At 74.1% G+C, this 16,183-nt stretch carries 14 protein-coding genes; 11 read left to right on the top strand and 3 right to left on the bottom strand.

The features are described from left to right. Positions 1-94: 94 nt before the first annotated feature. Both GA0070620_RS07665 and GA0070620_RS07660 read left to right on the top strand, forming a co-directional pair. Positions 95-853: an MBL fold metallo-hydrolase gene (locus GA0070620_RS07665; RefSeq protein WP_231922283.1), complete on the top strand. Its 759-nt coding sequence runs from the start codon at positions 95-97 to the stop codon at positions 851-853. Then, positions 850-1,431, top strand: a complete 582-nt coding sequence (locus tag GA0070620_RS07660; RefSeq protein WP_091589202.1) for a DedA family protein — start codon at positions 850-852, stop codon at positions 1,429-1,431. The genes GA0070620_RS07665 and GA0070620_RS07660 overlap by 4 nt, the downstream gene beginning before the upstream one ends. On the opposite strand, the gene GA0070620_RS07655 is transcribed toward GA0070620_RS07660, so the two are convergent. Further along, entirely contained in the window at positions 1,376-3,778 is a 2,403-nt protein-coding gene (locus tag GA0070620_RS07655) for a phage holin family protein (protein ID WP_091589201.1), read from the bottom strand. The two genes, GA0070620_RS07660 and GA0070620_RS07655, sit on opposite strands and share 56 nt — an antisense overlap. A 265-nt stretch (positions 3,779-4,043) precedes the next feature. Between GA0070620_RS07655 and GA0070620_RS07650 the strand changes: the two genes are divergently transcribed. The 3 genes from GA0070620_RS07650 (at position 4,044) to GA0070620_RS07640 (ending at position 7,953) form a co-directional block, all read left to right on the top strand. Beyond that, positions 4,044-5,321, top strand: a complete 1,278-nt coding sequence (locus GA0070620_RS07650) for an L-lactate MFS transporter (protein WP_091589200.1) — start codon at positions 4,044-4,046, stop codon at positions 5,319-5,321. 79 nt (positions 5,322-5,400) lie between these two features. Then, positions 5,401-6,702 (top strand): DUF1800 domain-containing protein, encoded by a 1,302-nt coding sequence (locus GA0070620_RS07645; protein WP_091589199.1) that lies wholly within the window; start codon positions 5,401-5,403, stop codon positions 6,700-6,702. A gap of 12 nt (positions 6,703-6,714) precedes the next feature. After that, positions 6,715-7,953 carry a DUF1501 domain-containing protein gene (locus GA0070620_RS07640; RefSeq protein ID WP_091589198.1) on the top strand — a complete coding sequence of 413 codons (1,239 nt, stop codon included), beginning with the start codon at positions 6,715-6,717 and terminating at the stop codon, positions 7,951-7,953. Positions 7,954-7,992: 39 nt separating this feature from the next. On the opposite strand, the gene GA0070620_RS07635 is transcribed toward GA0070620_RS07640, so the two are convergent. Together GA0070620_RS07635 and GA0070620_RS07630 are read right to left on the bottom strand one after the other, a co-directional pair. Beyond that, entirely contained in the window at positions 7,993-8,502 is a 510-nt protein-coding gene (locus tag GA0070620_RS07635) for a VOC family protein (RefSeq protein ID WP_091589197.1), read from the bottom strand. Positions 8,503-8,550: 48 nt separating this feature from the next. Then, entirely contained in the window at positions 8,551-9,105 is a 555-nt protein-coding gene (locus GA0070620_RS07630; protein ID WP_091589196.1) for a GNAT family N-acetyltransferase, read from the bottom strand. 80 nt (positions 9,106-9,185) lie between these two features. Here GA0070620_RS07630 and GA0070620_RS07625 point away from each other — a divergent pair, with 80 nt between their 5' ends. The 6 genes from GA0070620_RS07625 to GA0070620_RS07600 are packed head-to-tail and all read left to right on the top strand — an operon-like array spanning position 9,186 to position 16,110. After that, positions 9,186-9,896, top strand: a complete 711-nt coding sequence (locus GA0070620_RS07625; RefSeq protein ID WP_091589195.1) for a siderophore-interacting protein — start codon at positions 9,186-9,188, stop codon at positions 9,894-9,896. Further along, positions 9,893-11,167: an MFS transporter gene (locus GA0070620_RS07620; protein ID WP_091589194.1), complete on the top strand. Its 1,275-nt coding sequence runs from the start codon at positions 9,893-9,895 to the stop codon at positions 11,165-11,167. Before GA0070620_RS07625 ends, GA0070620_RS07620 begins: the two co-directional genes overlap by 4 nt. 59 nt (positions 11,168-11,226) lie before the next feature. Then, positions 11,227-12,060 carry an ABC transporter ATP-binding protein gene (locus GA0070620_RS07615; protein ID WP_091589193.1) on the top strand — a complete coding sequence of 278 codons (834 nt, stop codon included), beginning with the start codon at positions 11,227-11,229 and terminating at the stop codon, positions 12,058-12,060. 31 nt (positions 12,061-12,091) lie between these two features. Next, positions 12,092-13,075 (top strand): ABC transporter substrate-binding protein, encoded by a 984-nt coding sequence (locus tag GA0070620_RS07610; protein ID WP_091589192.1) that lies wholly within the window; start codon positions 12,092-12,094, stop codon positions 13,073-13,075. Between the two features lie 5 nt (positions 13,076-13,080). After that, entirely contained in the window at positions 13,081-15,180 is a 2,100-nt protein-coding gene (locus GA0070620_RS07605) for an iron ABC transporter permease (protein WP_091598304.1), read from the top strand. A gap of 27 nt (positions 15,181-15,207) precedes the next feature. Next, entirely contained in the window at positions 15,208-16,110 is a 903-nt protein-coding gene (locus tag GA0070620_RS07600) for a siderophore-interacting protein (protein ID WP_091589191.1), read from the top strand. The last annotated feature ends 73 nt before the right edge of the window (positions 16,111-16,183 follow it).

Raw genomic sequence — 16,183 nt, 5'->3', positions numbered from 1 at the left:
CCCCGGAGCCGGCCGGCCGGCACGCGGCCCCGGTGGGCGGTCCCGGGCCGGCCCGATACGGTGGCAGGGTGACGGACGCGGTGCGGGTGGCGGTGTGGTCGAGCTGACCTGGTACGGCCACAGCACGGTGTGGATCGAGGACTCCGGCACCCGGCTGCTGACCGACCCGCTGCTGCGGGACCGGCTCGCCCACCTGCGTCGGCGTCGCGGGCCGGTGCCGCGGCTGCGCGACGCCCCGGACGCCGTGCTCGTGTCCCACCTGCACGCCGACCACCTGGACTTCGCCTCCCTGCGCCTGCTGCCCGCGCACACCCCACTGGTCGTGCCGGCCGGAGCGGGGCGTCTGGTCCGTCGTGCGCTGGGCCCCGCCGTTCCCTGCGTCGAGCTCGCGGTGGGGGAGCGGACCACGATCGGGCAGCTCACCGTCACCGCCGTGCCGGCCGCCCACGACCCCGGCCGGGGCCCCTGGTCCCGCCACCGTGCGCCCGCCGTGGGTTACCTGATCAGTGGCCGGTCCAGCACGTGGTTCGCCGGCGACACGGGACTCTTCGAGGAGATGGCCAAGCTGGGCCCGGTCGACCTCGCCCTGGTGCCCGTCGGTGGCTGGGGTCCGACGCTGGGCGCGGGCCATCTGGACCCGGCCGACGCGGCCGAGGCGGTGCGGCGCGCGGCGGCGGCCCACGCCGTCCCGATCCACTTCGGCACCTTCTGGCCGGTCGGCTGTGAGCGCCTCCGCCCCGGCCTGTTCCTGCCCCCGGGTGACGCGTTCGCGCACCACGCGACAACGGTCGCCCCAGGCACCGTGGTGCACGTGCTGGACCCGGGCGGGTCGCTGACGGTGCACCGCTCGTGACGGCGACCCTGGGCGCGCTGGGTTGGCTGGCGTTGGTGGTGATGTTCGGCGCCGTCGTCCCGGTGGTGCCGACCGGTGCGGCGGTCAGCGGCGCGGCCGCGCTCGCCGCGCACCAGCAGCCGCTGACCGTGGTGCTGGTCGTGCTGGCCGGGGCCGTCGGCGCGTACGTGGGGGACCTGGCGACCTACCTGGTGCTCGGCTGGGGTGGCGAGCGCATCGCCCGCCGGCTGCGGTGGCTGCGCGAGCCGCAGCGGCTCGACCGGGTATCGGCGCGGGTACGCGAGGGCCGGGTGTCGATGCTGCTGGTGTCCCGGCTGATCCCCGGTGGCCGGGTGCCGGTGCTGCTCGCGGCGGCGGTGACCGGGCTGACCCGGCGGCGCTTCGCCGTGGCCAACGCGCCGGCCACCGTCGCCTGGTCGGCCCTCTACGCCGCGATCGGCGTCGTCGGGCGTGCCGTCTTCCCGGAGCCGTGGCAGAGCGTCGTCGCCGCGATCCTGCTCGTCGTGCTGGTGAGTCAGCTGGTCAGCTGGGCGCACCGGCGGCGGGCCGCGCCGGTCCGTCCGCCCGCGACGCCATGACCGGCATCGGCGGGCGCGCCGGTTGACCGTCCGGGCGCCCGGCCGGCCCGCCCGCGTCGAGGTCGTCGGGCCCCGCGTCCGTCGGCGCGGGCACCGTCGGATCCGGCGCGGTGCCGGCGTCGGCCGGGCCGCCGTCCTGGTCGGGCTGGCGGAGTCCGAGCCGGCGCAGCCACGCGAGCAGCTGACCGTGTACGGCCTCCGGGCCCACCAGCACCTCGTCCTGCGGCCAGCCGGCGGGGTGGATGAGCAGCGCGTCGGTCTGCCAGCCGCCCAGGCCGCCGTGGCTGCCGACAAGCTCCTCGAAGGCCGTCACCTCGTCCAGACTCGGGTCGACGGCGCTGATCACCACCAGGTCCCCGACGTGGTCCATCTCCTGGTGCCGCAGCAGGTCCCACCGCGCGCGCGGCCCGTACGCGGCGAGCGGGTCGTCGCCGTCGACGTGCCCGTCCCGCAGCCGGTGCCGACCGTCGCGCCCGACGGCCACCGGCCCGGCGGCGGTGTCGACCACGACCACTCCGACGCCCGGGTGGGCGGTCAGGCCGTCGACGAGGCCGGGGGCGGCGGCGTCGATCCGCTCCCGGCTGAGCCGCCCGGGATGCCGCGGCAGGTAGATCATCGCGAGGTTGCCGGACGCCACGACCACGGTCTCCGGGTCGGTGCGGCTGGCGGCCTCCGCCTCCCGGTCGGCCGGACCGAGGGCGACCTCGTGCCCGTCCGACCGGGCGCGGACGGCCGCGCGGGTCGCCGCGCCGGTCACGCCACCCCGGCCCGCCACCTCGGTGAGCAGCAGGTTGACCCGGCCCCACTGTTCCACACCGTCGGCGGCCTCGGCGCCGACGGCGGCCGGTGCGGCGTCCACCGGCGCGTCACGGGGGGAGGGGACCCGTGCCGGTGCGGCGAGCCGGGCGACCACCTGGGCCAGCGACTCGCCGTAGCGCTGGCGGAAGGTGGCGCCCTGGCTCTGCCCGTGGTCGCTGAGCACGACGAGGTGGTAGTGGCGGGCCGCCTGGGCCGCCAGCCGTTCGAGGATGCCGAGCGTGTGGTCGAGGGCTTCGAGGGCGGCCATCGCCTCCGGCCGGGCCGGGCCGGCGTGGTGGGCCACCTCGTCATAGTCGACGAAGTCGCAGAAGATCACCGGTGCGCCGCGGGCCATCTGTTCGGCGATCAGCGACACGTTGAGGTCGTTCAGCATGCTGGCCAGGGGGCGCAGCGCCAGGTAGGAGCCGCCCCGGCCGCCCCGGGGCTGGACGCCGCGCCTCCGCTGCCGCCGCGCCTGGTGCAGCTCGCGCAGCACCTGGCCGGCGCCGATGGTGACGGCGCGGGCGAAGCCGTACGGGCTGGTCATGAACGCCGCGTACCCGGGGTTGGACCGGCCGGGAAGGGCCGCGCGGCTCACCGTCAACAGGCTGGTGGGCGCATCGCCGGAGAAGGCGGTGCTGATGCTGACGCCACCGTCGCGCAGCAACCCCCGTCCGGTGGACAGGCGCCGCTCGATCTCGGCGGCGTCGCGGGGGCGGCTGGTGACGACGAGTCGCCCGGCGACGGGCGTGCCGTCCTCGTCCACCGTCGCCTTCTCGTACCACCGGTAGGCCGGCACCCGGAGGGCGTCGCCGTGCAGCAGACCCGCCTGGGCGGCCGGGGTGGTGGCCGGCAGCCCGGTGTGCCAGCGGGTCATCCGGTGGCTGCGGGAACGCAGCCACCGGCCGATGGTGGGCAGGTTCCCGGCCCGCACCGCCCACTGCACCAGGGGCGCGGCAACGCCGTCGAGTTGGATGACGAGCAGCCCTTCGGGTGACTGGGGCGCCTCTCCGGTGCCGTCGCGTCGGCTCCAGAACCGTCCCCGTCGGCCGTCCGGGGCCCGCCGCACCCGGGTCATCAGCCGCAGCAGCTCGCTCACGAAGGTGTCGTCCGTGCCGGCGTCCGCCAGCCAGTTCACGATCGCGGCGAGCGCGACGGCCAGCCACGCGGCGACGAACGCGACGGCGAACCCGGCGACGTGCGCCTCCGGGTCCAACCGCAGCGCCACGTACATGACCACGGCCTGCACGACCACGCCGATGGCCAGTGCGCTGAGCCCGCCCAGCACGGTGGCCAGCGCGAGCAGCAGCGGGCGCAGCACCGCGCCGACGCCGGTGACCAGGGCGACCAGCCACAGCATCGCCACCAGACCGCTGGCGGTGACCCCGGGCAGCAGCCACAGCGTGGTGGCGAGCACCGCGAACGAGGTCACCATGCTGCGCAGCAGCGCCCGGATCCGCGCCACGGTGGGGCGGTACTCGCGCAACACCCGCACGCCGACGCGGACCGGCTCGGGCAGGCGTGCCTCGGCTTCTCCCTGCGGCTCCATCCCCGCCACGATGCCACACCCACCCCACCAAGATCATCATGGTGTGGCGGGCAGCGCACCAGGTCACGAGGCGGACGGGGCGCTGTCGGCATCGCGCTGCGGGGTGGCCGGCAGGTCCTCTATTGTCAGACTTGTTCATGTTTCGCACGCGATACCCCGGGCTCCATGGGCGACCCGACAGCCGGTCCCGCGTGACCGGCTGCCGTCCGCACGGCGGCGTGCACCAGGCGCCGTCCGTCGCCTGAGCGACGAAGGGGTTCAGCTCATGGCCCACTCCGCACCCGTGTCCGCGTCGACCCGCGGCCGTTGGGGGCTGGTCGGTGCCGCGGTGCTCGTCCAACTGGCACTCGGCGCCGTGTACGCGTGGAGCGTGTTCAACAAGCCGCTGCAGCAGCAGTTCGGGTGGAGCAAGACCGAGGCCGTGCTGCCGTTCGAGGTGGCGATCGGCACCATCTTCATCGGCAGCCTGATCGGCGGGCGCATCCAGGACCGGCGCGGCCCGCGGCCGGTGGCCCTGGGCGGCGGCGTGCTCTACGGCATCGGCAACATCCTGGCGTCGCTCACCTCGTCGGCGGACCAGCTCTGGCTGCTCGTGCTCACGTACGGGGTGCTCGGCGGCATCGGTCTCGGCGCCGTCTACATCACACCCATCGCGATGTTGGCCAAGTGGTTCCCGGACCGCCGGGGCCTCATCACCGGCATCGCGGTCGCCGGGTTCGGCTTCGGCGCGGTCATCGTCGCGCCCGTCGCGAAGGCGCTGCTCAACGGCACCAGTGACAAGACCAGCGTGTTCCTGCCGCTGGGCATCGCGTACCTGATCGCGGTCCTGCTCGGGGCGTCGTTCTTCCGTAACCCGCCGCGCGGATACCAGGTCCCCGGGTTCACGCCCGCGGTCGGTGGCCGTGCCGTGGCCGGCACCCGCGTCTACACCCTCGGCGAGGCCCTGCGGACCCGCCAGTGGTATCTGCTGACCGCCATCCTCACCCTCAACGTCGCCTGCGGCATCGCGCTGATCTCCCAGGCGTCCGACGCCGCCGAGGCGATCACCGGGGTGAGCGCGGCGAGCGCCGCCACGCTGGTCGGCGTCCTCGGCCTGTTCAACGGCGCCGGGCGGGTGGCGTGGGCCTGGCTGTCGGACCGCATCAGCCGGATGACGGCGTTCCTCGGGATGCTGCTGCTCCAGGCGATCTGCTTCTTCATCCTGCCGCACGCCACGGCGTTCGCGGTGTTCGCGGTGCTCGCCGCGCTGGTCTACCTGGCGTACGGCGGCGGGTTCGGCACCATGCCGGCCACCGCCGCCGACTACTTCGGCACGCCCAACGCCGGAGCCGTCTACGGCGCGATGATCGTGGCCTGGAGCATCGGCGGAGTGGTCGGCCCCCTGGTCACGGCCGTGCTCTACGAGGCGAGCGGCAACAGCTACACCCTGCCGTTCACCGTCATCGCGGTGGTGGCCCTCGTCGCCCTGGTCCTGCCGCCGATCACCCGGCTGCCGACCCAGCCGGGCCGGCCGCGACCCCACAACGAGGTCACCGGCCCGTAAGCGGGCTGGTCGAGCCTCGGACGTCGCCCGGACACCGTTCTTACCGTCCTCGAACATCGATGCCCTAGCGTCGGCGCACATGACTGAGCGCGAGGCGGTAGCGCACCTGCTGCGTCGGGCGACGTTCGGGCCGACCGCCGACGAGGTGGACGCGGCTGAACACGAGGGACTCGCCCGTACGCTCGATCGGCTGCTCAATCCCGCGGCGTCCGACCCGGGCGTGGCGGCGACGCCGACACCGAGGCTCGGGCCTGATCCGGCGGCGAAGCTGGGCGGGGACGCGACCCGGGAGCAGCGTCAGGAGGCCAACCAGCGCCGCCGGGAGCAGGTGACCGGTCTGACCGAGTGGTGGCTGGGTCGGATGGTGGCCGCCGAGCACCAGCTGACCGAGAAGACCCTGTTCTTCTGGCACGGGCACTGGGCGACCAGTGTGCAGAAGGTCCGCTCCGCCCCACTGATGCTTCGGCAGCTTGACACACTGCGGCGGCTGGGACGTGGTCCACTGGCGCCGCTCGTCGAGGGAATGGTCCAGGACCCGGCTCTGATCCTGTGGCTGGACGGGCAGAAGAACACCCGCACGGCGCCCAACGAGAACCTCGCCCGAGAGCTGATGGAGCTGTTCACCCTGGGCCTCGACGGTGGCTACACCGAGACGGACGTGAAGGAGGGCGCCCGGGCGCTGACCGGCTGGACGGTGGACCGACGGACCGGGGCGGCACGGTTCGCACCACGCCGCCACGACCCCGGTCCGAAGACCATCCTCGGCCGGCGGGGCGCGTTCGACGCCGGAGCGTACGCGCGGCTGCTCGCCGGTCGCCCCGAGGCGGCGCGTTTCGTCGCCGGACGGCTCTGGTTCCGGTTCGCCGGCGGGCAGGTCCCGCCACCGGCGGACCTCGCCGGGCCGGACACGGTTGCCACCCTGCGCCGGATCTTCACCCGGCCGGCCTTCGCGCAGACCCGCGACACCCTGGTCAAGCAACCGGTGGAGTGGATGGTCGGTGCGGCGCGGCAGCTCGGGGTGCGCCCGTCGGCGCTGCCGGCGGAGCAGCGGCGACGACTGCTGGCCGGGCTCGACGCCCTGGACCAGGTGCCGTTGCGTCCACCCAGCGTCGGCGGTTGGCCGGCGGGCACGGCCTGGCTGACCACGTCATCGCTGCAGGCCAAGCTGCGCATCGCCGGCGTGCTGGCCGATGCCGCGGCACCGGCCGTGCTCGCCCGGCTGTCGGCCGCGCCGCGCGACGGGCGTCCCGAAGCCCTGGCCCGGATGCTCGTGGTCGACCGCTGGAGCGACCGCACCCGCGCCGCCCTGGCGCCGTTGGCCGGCGCGCCCCATCGACTGCTCGTGGCCGGCCTGGTCAGCCCCGAATACGCGGTCAGCTGAGGAGACAGCGTGATGGACGTCTTGACCCGACGGCGGTTTCTGGTGGCGAGCGGCGTGGTCGGTGCGACCGCCCTCGCCGCTGGAGCGGCCGCCTACCGTCTGGAGGACCTGTTCGCCACGGCCGGCGACCGCGATCCCGAGGCGCGGACCCTGGTGCTGGTGACGCTCTACGGCGGCAACGACGGCCTCAACACGGTCGTTCCGTACGCCGATCCGGCCTATCACGACGCGCGACCCGAGCTGGCGTACCAACCGGAGGAGGTCAGGCACCTCGACGACAAGGTCGCCCTCAATCCGGCGCTCGCCGGGCTGCACCGCCTGTACGGAGCGGGCCGCCTGGCGGTCATCCGAGGTGTCGGCTACCCAAAGCCGGACCGCAGCCACTTCCGGTCGATGGACATCTGGCACACCGCCGAGCCCGAACGCCCCGGCACCACCGGTTGGCTCGGCCGATGGCTGGATGGGGTGGGCGGCGATCCGCGACTGGCGGTCTCGTTCGAGCCGGCACTGCCCCCGCTGCTGGCCGGCGCGTCCAGCGCCGGCGCCTCGGTGCAGGTGTCCGGGCGGAAGGCCGGCGCGCTGCCCGACGCGACCCTGGCCGCGCTCGCCGCGCGGGTGCCGGGGGAGACGGCTGCCCGGGCCCGCGCCGCGGCGTGCTTCGCGGACCTGCGCTCGGTCGACGCGATGATCCGGGACGTACGCGAAAGCGAGAGCGCGGACGAGCCCGAGGCCGACGGGGCGGCGGACCCGGCCACCCCGACCGGTGGTGCCCGCACCCCGCTCGACGCCCAACTGGACATGGTCGCCCAGTGCGTGGAAGCGGGGGTTTCGACCCGGGCCTTCTCCGTCTCGCTCGGCGGGTTCGACACCCACGCGGACGAGCGGCAGCTCCAGGAGGTGCTGCTGGGGCAGGTGGATCGCGCGTTGAGCGCCTTCGTCGACCGGATGGCGCGCACCGACGCCGGCCGGAAGGTGGTGGTGGCGGTCTACTCGGAGTTCGGCAGGCGGGTCCGGGCGAACGCCTCGGACGGTACGGACCATGGAACCGCTTCCGACGTGCTGCTGCTCGGATCGGGGGTGCGCGGTGGACTCTACGGCGCCCCGCCGAGCCTCACCGACCTCGACGACGGTGATCTGAGGTACGGCGTGGACTTCCGTGACGTCTATGCCACATTGCTGGAGCGGGTCCTGGAAACCGACCCGGGACGGGTGCTCGCCAGGTGGGACGGACGGGTGGCCGGGGTTCTCTGAGTGTCCCCGTGACCGCTGCCCGACGGTGTCAGCGTCGGCTCACTCCGGGCGGGCGAACCCACCCCGGGGAGCGATGATCTCCAGGTTCGTGCCGTCGGGGTCGTTGAAGTACGCGACCTGGGTGCCGAGCGCGTCGGCCGGGTTCACCTCACCCTCGGCGAACGTGTACGGCTCGCCGAGGAAGTCGAAGCCGGCCTCGCGCATCCGCGCGTGGACGGCGTACACGTCGTCGACCAGGAAGCACAGGTGCATGGTGCCGGGCCGGTTGGCCGCACCCTGCGCCGGCTCGCCGGCCGGGTCGAGGAACTGGATCAGGTCGATCCCGAGGTTGTCGAGGTTGAAGGTGGCGTACCGGAGTTTCGTCACGGGCAGGCCCTGCGACTGTGCGAAGCCGGGGCCGTGCATCGTCTCGTCCCGCACCACCGGTTCGGTGCCCAGCAGCGCCCGGTAGAAGGCCACCGACCGGTCGAGGTCACCCACCGAGATTCCCACGTGGGCGGCCGTCCGCAGACCGATGGACGCGGTCGGCGTTCCGGGTGCGTTGCTCATCGCGATCTCTCCTCACGGTTCGTCGCCTGGGTCTTCCTGATCTCTGTGCTACCCCGGGTGGTCCGTCTCGAACCGGTCACGGGTCAGGAAGGCGAGCTGGGCCCGCTTGTCCGGCAGGTCGACCGCGTCGCCGAAGGTGAACCCCTCGGACTCCAGCCGCCGCAGGGCGAAGTGGTTGCGGACGTCCGGCTCGACGACGATCCGCCGGGCCGCGGGATCGCGGAACAGGAAGCGGGCCAGGGCGGGCCCGACCGCGCTGGTGAGGCCCCGCGCGTACCGCCGGCCGGGGTGCAGCAGCAGGTGCATGCCGACGTCGCCGGCCTGCACCGGGTAGCGCTCGCCGACCGGATCGGCCTCGGGCTGGTAGGTCTGGAACAGCCCGACCGGTTCGCCGTCGATCTCGATCAGGTACGCGTGGTGCGTCGGCAGGCTGTCGACGAACGCGTAGATCTCGCGGACGTCGTCCACAGTGTGCGATGCCATGCCCCAGAACGAGTTCCGGGGTTGGGTGACCCAGCCGTGCAGCAGCGCGGCGTGCCGGTCGGGCCGCACCGGAACGAGCGACAGCACGCCGAGTCCGGTGAGCTTCTCCTGGTAGATCATGGCGCCTCGGTCCTCGATTTCGTCCCGCTGTGACTTAGGTTAACCTCACCTAAGGAAGGCAGACCTTACCTGGAGGACGCGTGAAGCGGAACTGGGAGGCCGTGGTCCTGAAGGCCATGGGTGGCCGGGACTTTCGGCTGACCGTGCTGGCCGTCGAGTCGGTCGACGGGCACTACCAGCGCCTGGTCATGGACGGCGGCGGGCTGCTGGAGAGCTGCGGCGTGCACCCGACGATGTGGATCCGGCTGTGGTTCGACAACCACGGGCGGGCGCACCAGCGCGCGTACACGCTGGTCGATCCCGACCCGGCCACCGGCCGGTTCACCCTCGAGTTCGCCCTCCACGACGGGTGTGCCGCCCGCTGGGCGACCACGGCCAAGGTCGGCGACACCATCGAGGCCACCCTCCAGGGCAGCGGCTTCCAGCTGCCCGACCCGGCGCCGGGACACCTCTACCTCGTCGGTGACGCCGCGAGCCTGCCCGCCGTCAACAGCCTGCTCGACGCCGGCGCGGACATCCCCGCCACCGTCTGGCTGGAGTACGCCCACGAGGGCGAGAAGGCCCTCGCCCCACGGGCCCGCGCGCACCACGACGTCACCTGGGTGCCCCGCCGGGACGACGGACAGCACCTCGTCGACACCGTCTGCGCGGCACTGCCCGCCAGCGACGCCGCGCACTACTGGGTCGCTTGCGAGGCGGCCAGCACCCGCCGGATCACCCGCCACGTCCGGCGCACCCTCGGTGTCGGCCGGCACCAGCTGACCTCCCTCGCCTACTGGAGCGCCCGGTGAGGGCACGGCTCGGCACCCTCAGCACGCTCTACGTCACGCAGTACCTCGGCATCGGATTCATCACCGTCGGGCTGACCGCCATCCTGCGCGACGGCGGCACCTCGCTGGACACCCTGGCCGTCCTGCAGATCGTGGGACTGATCTGGCCGGTCAAGTTCCTCTGGGCGCCGGTCATCGACCGCTACGGCTCCCGGCGTCGCGGCCACTACCGCTCCTGGCTGCTGGTGCTCCAGACGGGACTGGTCGTGGCGCTGCTGGCGCTGTTGCCGTTCGACCGTCCCGCCGACCGGCTCGGTCCGGTCGTCGCGGTCTGTGCCGCGTACGTCCTCCTCTCGGCGACCCAGGACATCGCCGTGGACGCGGTCGCCGTCCGGCTGCTCGCCGAGCGGGCGCGCGGCACGGGCAACGGCATCCAGGTGGCGGCGAGCTACCTCGGCAACCTGCTCGGCGGCGGCGCGTGCGTGCTCGTCTACGACCGTTTCGGGTGGGTGCCGGCGGTCGGGCTGCTGGCCGCGCTGACCGCGGTCGGCCTGGTCGTGGTGTGGCGGTTCCGGGAACCGCCCCGCACCGACCGGGTCGCCCGCGTCGGCACCGCCTACCGGGCCCTGCTGTCCGTGTTCGGGCAGCCCGGCTGTCGGTGGTGGACCTTCGGCGTCGTGCCGCTCGTCTACGTCGGGGCCGGGATGGCGTACGCCCTGGTCACGCCCGCCCTGGTCGACGCCGGCTGGTCGTTGGCCCGCATCGGCGTGGTGACCGGGGTGGTGGTCAGCGCGCCGGCCATCGTGGCCGGTCTGGTCGCGGGGCTCGGGATCGGCCGCTTCGGCCGGGCCGGCATGCTGGTGACCTCCGGCACGGCCCTGGCGCTGTCGACGCTCGCGCTGCTGCCGCTGTTGAACGGTCACGCGCCGCTGGGCGCCACGGTCGCCGCGCTGGGGTTCTTCCTGGCCGCGTACACCGCCGCCAACGTCGTGCTCTACACGGTGAACATGGACTACTCCCGGCCGGTCGTCGGCGGCACCGACTTCACCGTCCTCTCCTCGTTCGGCCTGATCTGCTCGTTCGTGGCGGCCTCGCTGGGGCTGGCCGCCGCGGAGCAGGTCGGCTACCCCGGAGTCGCCGTGGCGTCCATCGTGATGGTCGCCGCCGGGGTCGCGCTCGGTGTCGGTCACCAGCGGCGCCACCGGCGCCCGGCGCGGCCGGCCACGGACCCGCTGGACGATCGGGCGTGGCGGGCGGGCGAGCCGGCCGTCGGGCTGTCGAGTGCGCCGTGACCAGGTGCGTCGGGGACCCGTCTTGACACGAGATCATCAGCTTAGGTTAGCCTAACCTCATGTCAGAGGGACCGAACCTGCCCCGTGGCGACCAGAGCCTGCGGGGGAGCGACCTGCGCCTGGGTTACCACGGCGTTCCGGTCGTGCACGAGGCCGCGATCACCCTGCGCGCCGGTCGCGTCACCGCCCTCGTCGGCCCGAACGGCAGCGGCAAGTCCACCCTGCTGCGCGCCCTCGCCCGGCTGCACCCCGTCAGCGGCGGTGCGGTGCACCTCGCCGGCGACGTCGCGGCCGCCGAGCTGCCGCCCCGTGAGTTCGCCCGCCGGGTCACCCTGCTGGCCCAGAGCCGGCCGGTCCCCAGCGGCGTCACCGTCCGCGACGTCGTCGGCTACGGCCGCCACCCCCACCGGGGACGGTGGCGGGCCGAGGACCCCGAGGGCCCGGCCGCCGTCGACCGCGCCATGGCCGTCACCGGCGTCACCGCGATGGCCGACCGGCCGGTCGACGAGCTGTCCGGCGGTGAGCTGCAACGCGTCTGGCTCGCCACGTGCCTCGCCCAGGACACCCCGGTGCTGCTGCTCGACGAGCCCACCACCTTCCTCGACCTTCGCTACCAGGTGGAGATCCTCGACCTCGTCCGGGAGCTCGCCGACGACCACGACGTCGCGGTCGGCGTCGTCCTGCACGACCTCAACCAGGCCGCCGCGGTGGCCGACGAGGTGGTCCTGCTGCACGGCGGCCGCGTCCGCGCCACCGGAACCCCCGGCGAGGTCTTCACCGAGCCGGCCCTCACCGAGACCTACGGCATCCGCATCGAGGTGGCCGCCGACCCGCTCACCGGGCTGGTCACCACCCGACCCGTGGGCCGCCACCTCACCCGCATCCCGGTCTGACACCGGGCAGCACCTCACGAGAAAGACGACCATGTCCCGTACCCGTTTCACCGCCATCGTCGCCGCCGCGACGGCCGCGTTGCTGCTCAGCGCCTGCGGTACCACCGAGAACGCCGCCACCGGGGAGGCCGCCGCCACCTCGGCCGGCCCGGTCACCGTCACCGACAGCCGGGGCAAGGAGATCATGCTCGACGCCCCGGCGACCAAGGTCGTCGGCCTGGAGTGGGGCGAGGTGGAGATGCTCGTCGGCCTCGGCGTCCAGCCCGTCGGCGTCGCCGATCCGAAGGGCTACGGCACCTGGGTCACCGCCGCCAAGCTGGGCCCGGGCGTCAAGGACGTCGGCACCCGCGGCGAGCCGAGCGTGGACTCCATCGTCGCGCTCCAGCCCGACCTGGTGGTGATGGAGGACGACCGGGGCGGCGCCCTCGTCGCCCAGCTGGAGAAGTACGTCCCCGTGCTGGTCACCAAGGGCAGCGACGCGAAGGACAACCTCGGTCGCATGCGCGCCGACCTCCAGATGATCGCCAAGGCGGTCGGCAAGACGGCCGAGGCCGACAAGCTGCTCGCGGACTTCGACGCGGCCCTCGCCGACGGCAGGAAGAAGATCGCCGACGCCGGCGCCGCCGGCCGCCCGTTCGTCATCGCCGACGGCTGGAAGGAGGGCAGCACCGTCAGCATCCGCATGTTCGGCCAGGGCGCCCTCGTCTCCCAGATCGGCATCCAGCTCGGCCTCACCAACGCCTGGACCGGCAAGGTCGACGAGGCGTGGGGCCTGGGCCAGACCGACGTCGAGGGGCTCACCGTCCTGAAGGACCCGAACCTGCACTTCTTCTACAACGCCTCCGACGACGCGGACGTCTTCGCCGACGGCCTCGCCGCCAACGCCATCTGGAAGTCGCTGCCCTTCGTCCAGCAGGGCCACGTGCACCGCATGCCCGACGGCATCTGGACCTTCGGCGGCCCGCTCTCCGGCAAGCAGTACATCGACCAGCTCGTGAAGACCTACACGGTGTGACCACGCTGACCGCACCCCCGCGCCCGGAGCCGGCCACCGCGCCGGCTCCGGGCGGGCCCCTCGCCGCCTCCCGCGTCGTCGCGGTCTTCGCCGCCGCGACCGTGCTGCTGCTCGTCGTCACGGCGATCCACCTCACCCAGGGCACCTCCTCGGTCGGAGCCCTCGACCTGCTGCGCCTGGCCACCGGCGGCGACGACGAGGCGGCCCGGGTGCTCGTCGCCTCCCGCCTGCCCCGCCTGCTCGCCGGCCTCGCCGTCGGCGTCGCCCTCGGCTTCGCCGGTGCCGCGCTCCAGTCCATCGCCCGCAACCCGCTGGCCTCGCCGGACACCCTCGCCGTCAACGCCGGCGCGCACCTGGCCATCGTCGCCGTCGCCGCGTTCGGCATCTCCCTGCCCGCGCTGCCCGCCGGCGGCCTCGCCTTCTGCGGCGGCCTCGCCGCGGCGGCCCTGGTGATGGCCATGTCCTCCGGCGGCCAGGCCGGCACCACCCGGCTGATCCTCGCCGGGTCCGCCACCGCCCTCGCCCTCACCTCGCTGACCACGCTGCTCCTGCTCCTGTTCGAACAGGCCACCATCGGCCTGTTCGCCTGGGGCAACGGCTCGCTCGTGCAGAGCGACCTGGTCGCCCTCACCCAACTCGCGCCGGTGATCGGTGTCGCCGTGGTCGCGCTCATGCTGCTCGGGCACCGCCTGGACATCCTCGCGCTCGGCGACGACACCGCCACCGTGCTCGGGCTCGACGTGCGGCGTACCCGGCTGGTCGCCACCCTGCTCGCCGTCCTGCTCTCCGCCGCCGCGGTCACCCTCACCGGCCCGGTCGCCTTCGTCGGGCTCTGCGCGCCGGTGATCGTCCGGCTGCTCGGCCGGGTCGTGCCCGGCGTCCACCGGCACCGGATCCTGCTGCCGCTGTCCGGCATCGCCGGCGTGCTCATCGTCCTCGGCTCCGACATCCTGCTGCGGGCCGTGATGGGCGGGCAGGCCGGCGTGGACATCCCCACCGGCGTGGTCACCAGCCTGCTCGGCGCCGCCGTCCTCATCTGGCTGGCCCGCCGGCACCGCGACGCCGGACCCACCCGCCGCCCGCCCGGCGGTCACGCGGCGATCCGCTCCGCGGCGTTCCACCGCACCGTGCTCGTCGTGGCCGGCGCGGTCACCGTCACGGCCGTGGTCGTCGGCATGCTCGCCGGGGACACGTGGGTGCTGCTCGGCGACATCGTGAACTGGCTCAACGGGTCGACCGGTCCGGCGTACACCTTCGTGCTGGACCAGCGGTGGCCGCGCGTCGCCGCCGCCGTGCTGGCCGGCGCGGCCCTGGCGGTCGCCGGCACCACCGTGCAGGCGGTCTGCCGCAACCCGCTCGCGGAGCCCGGCATCCTCGGCATCACCGCCGGCGCCGGCGTCGGCGCGGTCTCCCTGCTCACCTTCGTGCCGCTGGCCGGCGTGTGGGCGATCACCGGCGTCGCCGGGCTCGGCGCGATGCTCGCCTTCGTCCTCGTGTACGCCACCGCGTGGCGCGGCGGGCTCAGCTCCGACCGACTCGTCCTGATCGGCTTCGGCGCCTGGCAGGGCGGCACCGCCGTGACCACCTTCCTCATCGTCGCGTTCGACCCGTGGAACACCGGCAAGGCGCTCACCTGGCTCTCCGGCTCCACCTACGGCCGCACCGCGACGCAGGTGCTCCCAGTGGCGATCGCGCTGCTCGTGCTCACCCCGGCGGTCGCCACCGCCCGGCGGGAGCTGGACCTGCTCGCGCTCGACGACGACACCCCCCGCGTGCTCGGCGTCCGACTGGAACGCACCCGGCTGCTCGCCCTCGCCGGAGCCGCGCTGCTCACCTCCACCGCGGTCTCCGCCGTCGGAGTGATCGGCTTCGTCGGCCTGGTCGCGCCGCACATGGCGCGGGCGCTCGTCGGCGGCCGACACGCCCGGGTACTCCCGGTCGCCGCGCTGCTCGGAGCCGGGCTGGTCAGCATCGCCGACACCCTCGGCCGCACCGTCATCGCACCCGCCCAGATCCCCGCCGGCCTGGTCACCGCCATGATCGGCACGCCGTACTTCGTCTGGCTGCTGTGGCGCTCGCGCGCCGTGGCGACCACCGCCCGGTAGACCCACCGCCCGACCGAGAGAGGCACCATGACCGAGACCCTGCCCGTCGCCCCCTGGCGCCTGTTCACCGTCGAGGTGCGGGCCGTGCGCCGGCTCAGCCCCTCGTTTGTCCGGGTCACCTTCACCGGGCCCGACCTCGACCGGTTCGCCGACAACGGCTACGACCAGCGGATCAAGCTGGCGCTGCCGCTGCCCGGTGAGCGCACCGTGCGGATGCCCGACGGCCCCGACTGGTACGCGGCCTGGCGTGCCCTGCCCGAGGAGCGGCGCAATCCGATCCGCACCTACACCGTCCGTGCCGTTCGGCCGCACCTGGCCGAGGTGGACGTCGACCTGGTCCTGCACGGCGACAGCGGCCCGGCGACCCGGTGGGCGCGCCGCGCCCGACCGGGCGACGAGATCGTCCTCGTCGGCCCGGACGCCGGCTACCCGGGTGTCCACGGTGGAGTCGAGTTCCACCCGCCGGCGGGCGGTCAACTACTGCTGGTCGGTGACGAGACGGCGGTGCCCGCGATCGCCGCCATCCTGGAGCGCCTGCCCTCGCACGCGCGGGGTCGGGTGCTGATCGAGGTGCCCGAGACCGCCGACGCGCTGCCGCTGGTGGTGCCGTCCGGCGTGACCGTGACCTGGCTGGCCCGGGACGCGGGCGGGCACGGCAGCCGCCTCGTCGACGCCGTCACGGAGGCGGCCGGTGAACGACTGGGCGCCGGAACGGCCGCCGCCCAGCCGATTCCAGACGTGGACGTCGACGTGGAGGTGCTCTGGGAGGTGTCCGAGGAGGTGCCGGCGGTCCCGCTGTACGCGTGGCTGGCGGGTGAGGCGGGCGTCATCCGCACCCTGCGCCGGCACCTGGTGGGAGAGCGGGGCCTGGACCGGCGCGCGGTGGCGTTCATGGGCTACTGGCGGATCGGTCGCGCCGACACCGCCTGACGGCACCGTCGCGCCGGCCTCTGCGACGGTTCGCCGAGTGGCGAGCCGCCGCACCCCCGGCGTTCCGGGTAAG

Source organism: Micromonospora krabiensis (genome assembly GCF_900091425.1).
Lineage (GTDB): Bacteria > Actinomycetota > Actinomycetes > Mycobacteriales > Micromonosporaceae > Micromonospora > Micromonospora krabiensis.
The sequence above is the reverse complement of the archived record's forward strand: the minus strand, read 5'-3'. Positions and strand labels throughout refer to the sequence as shown.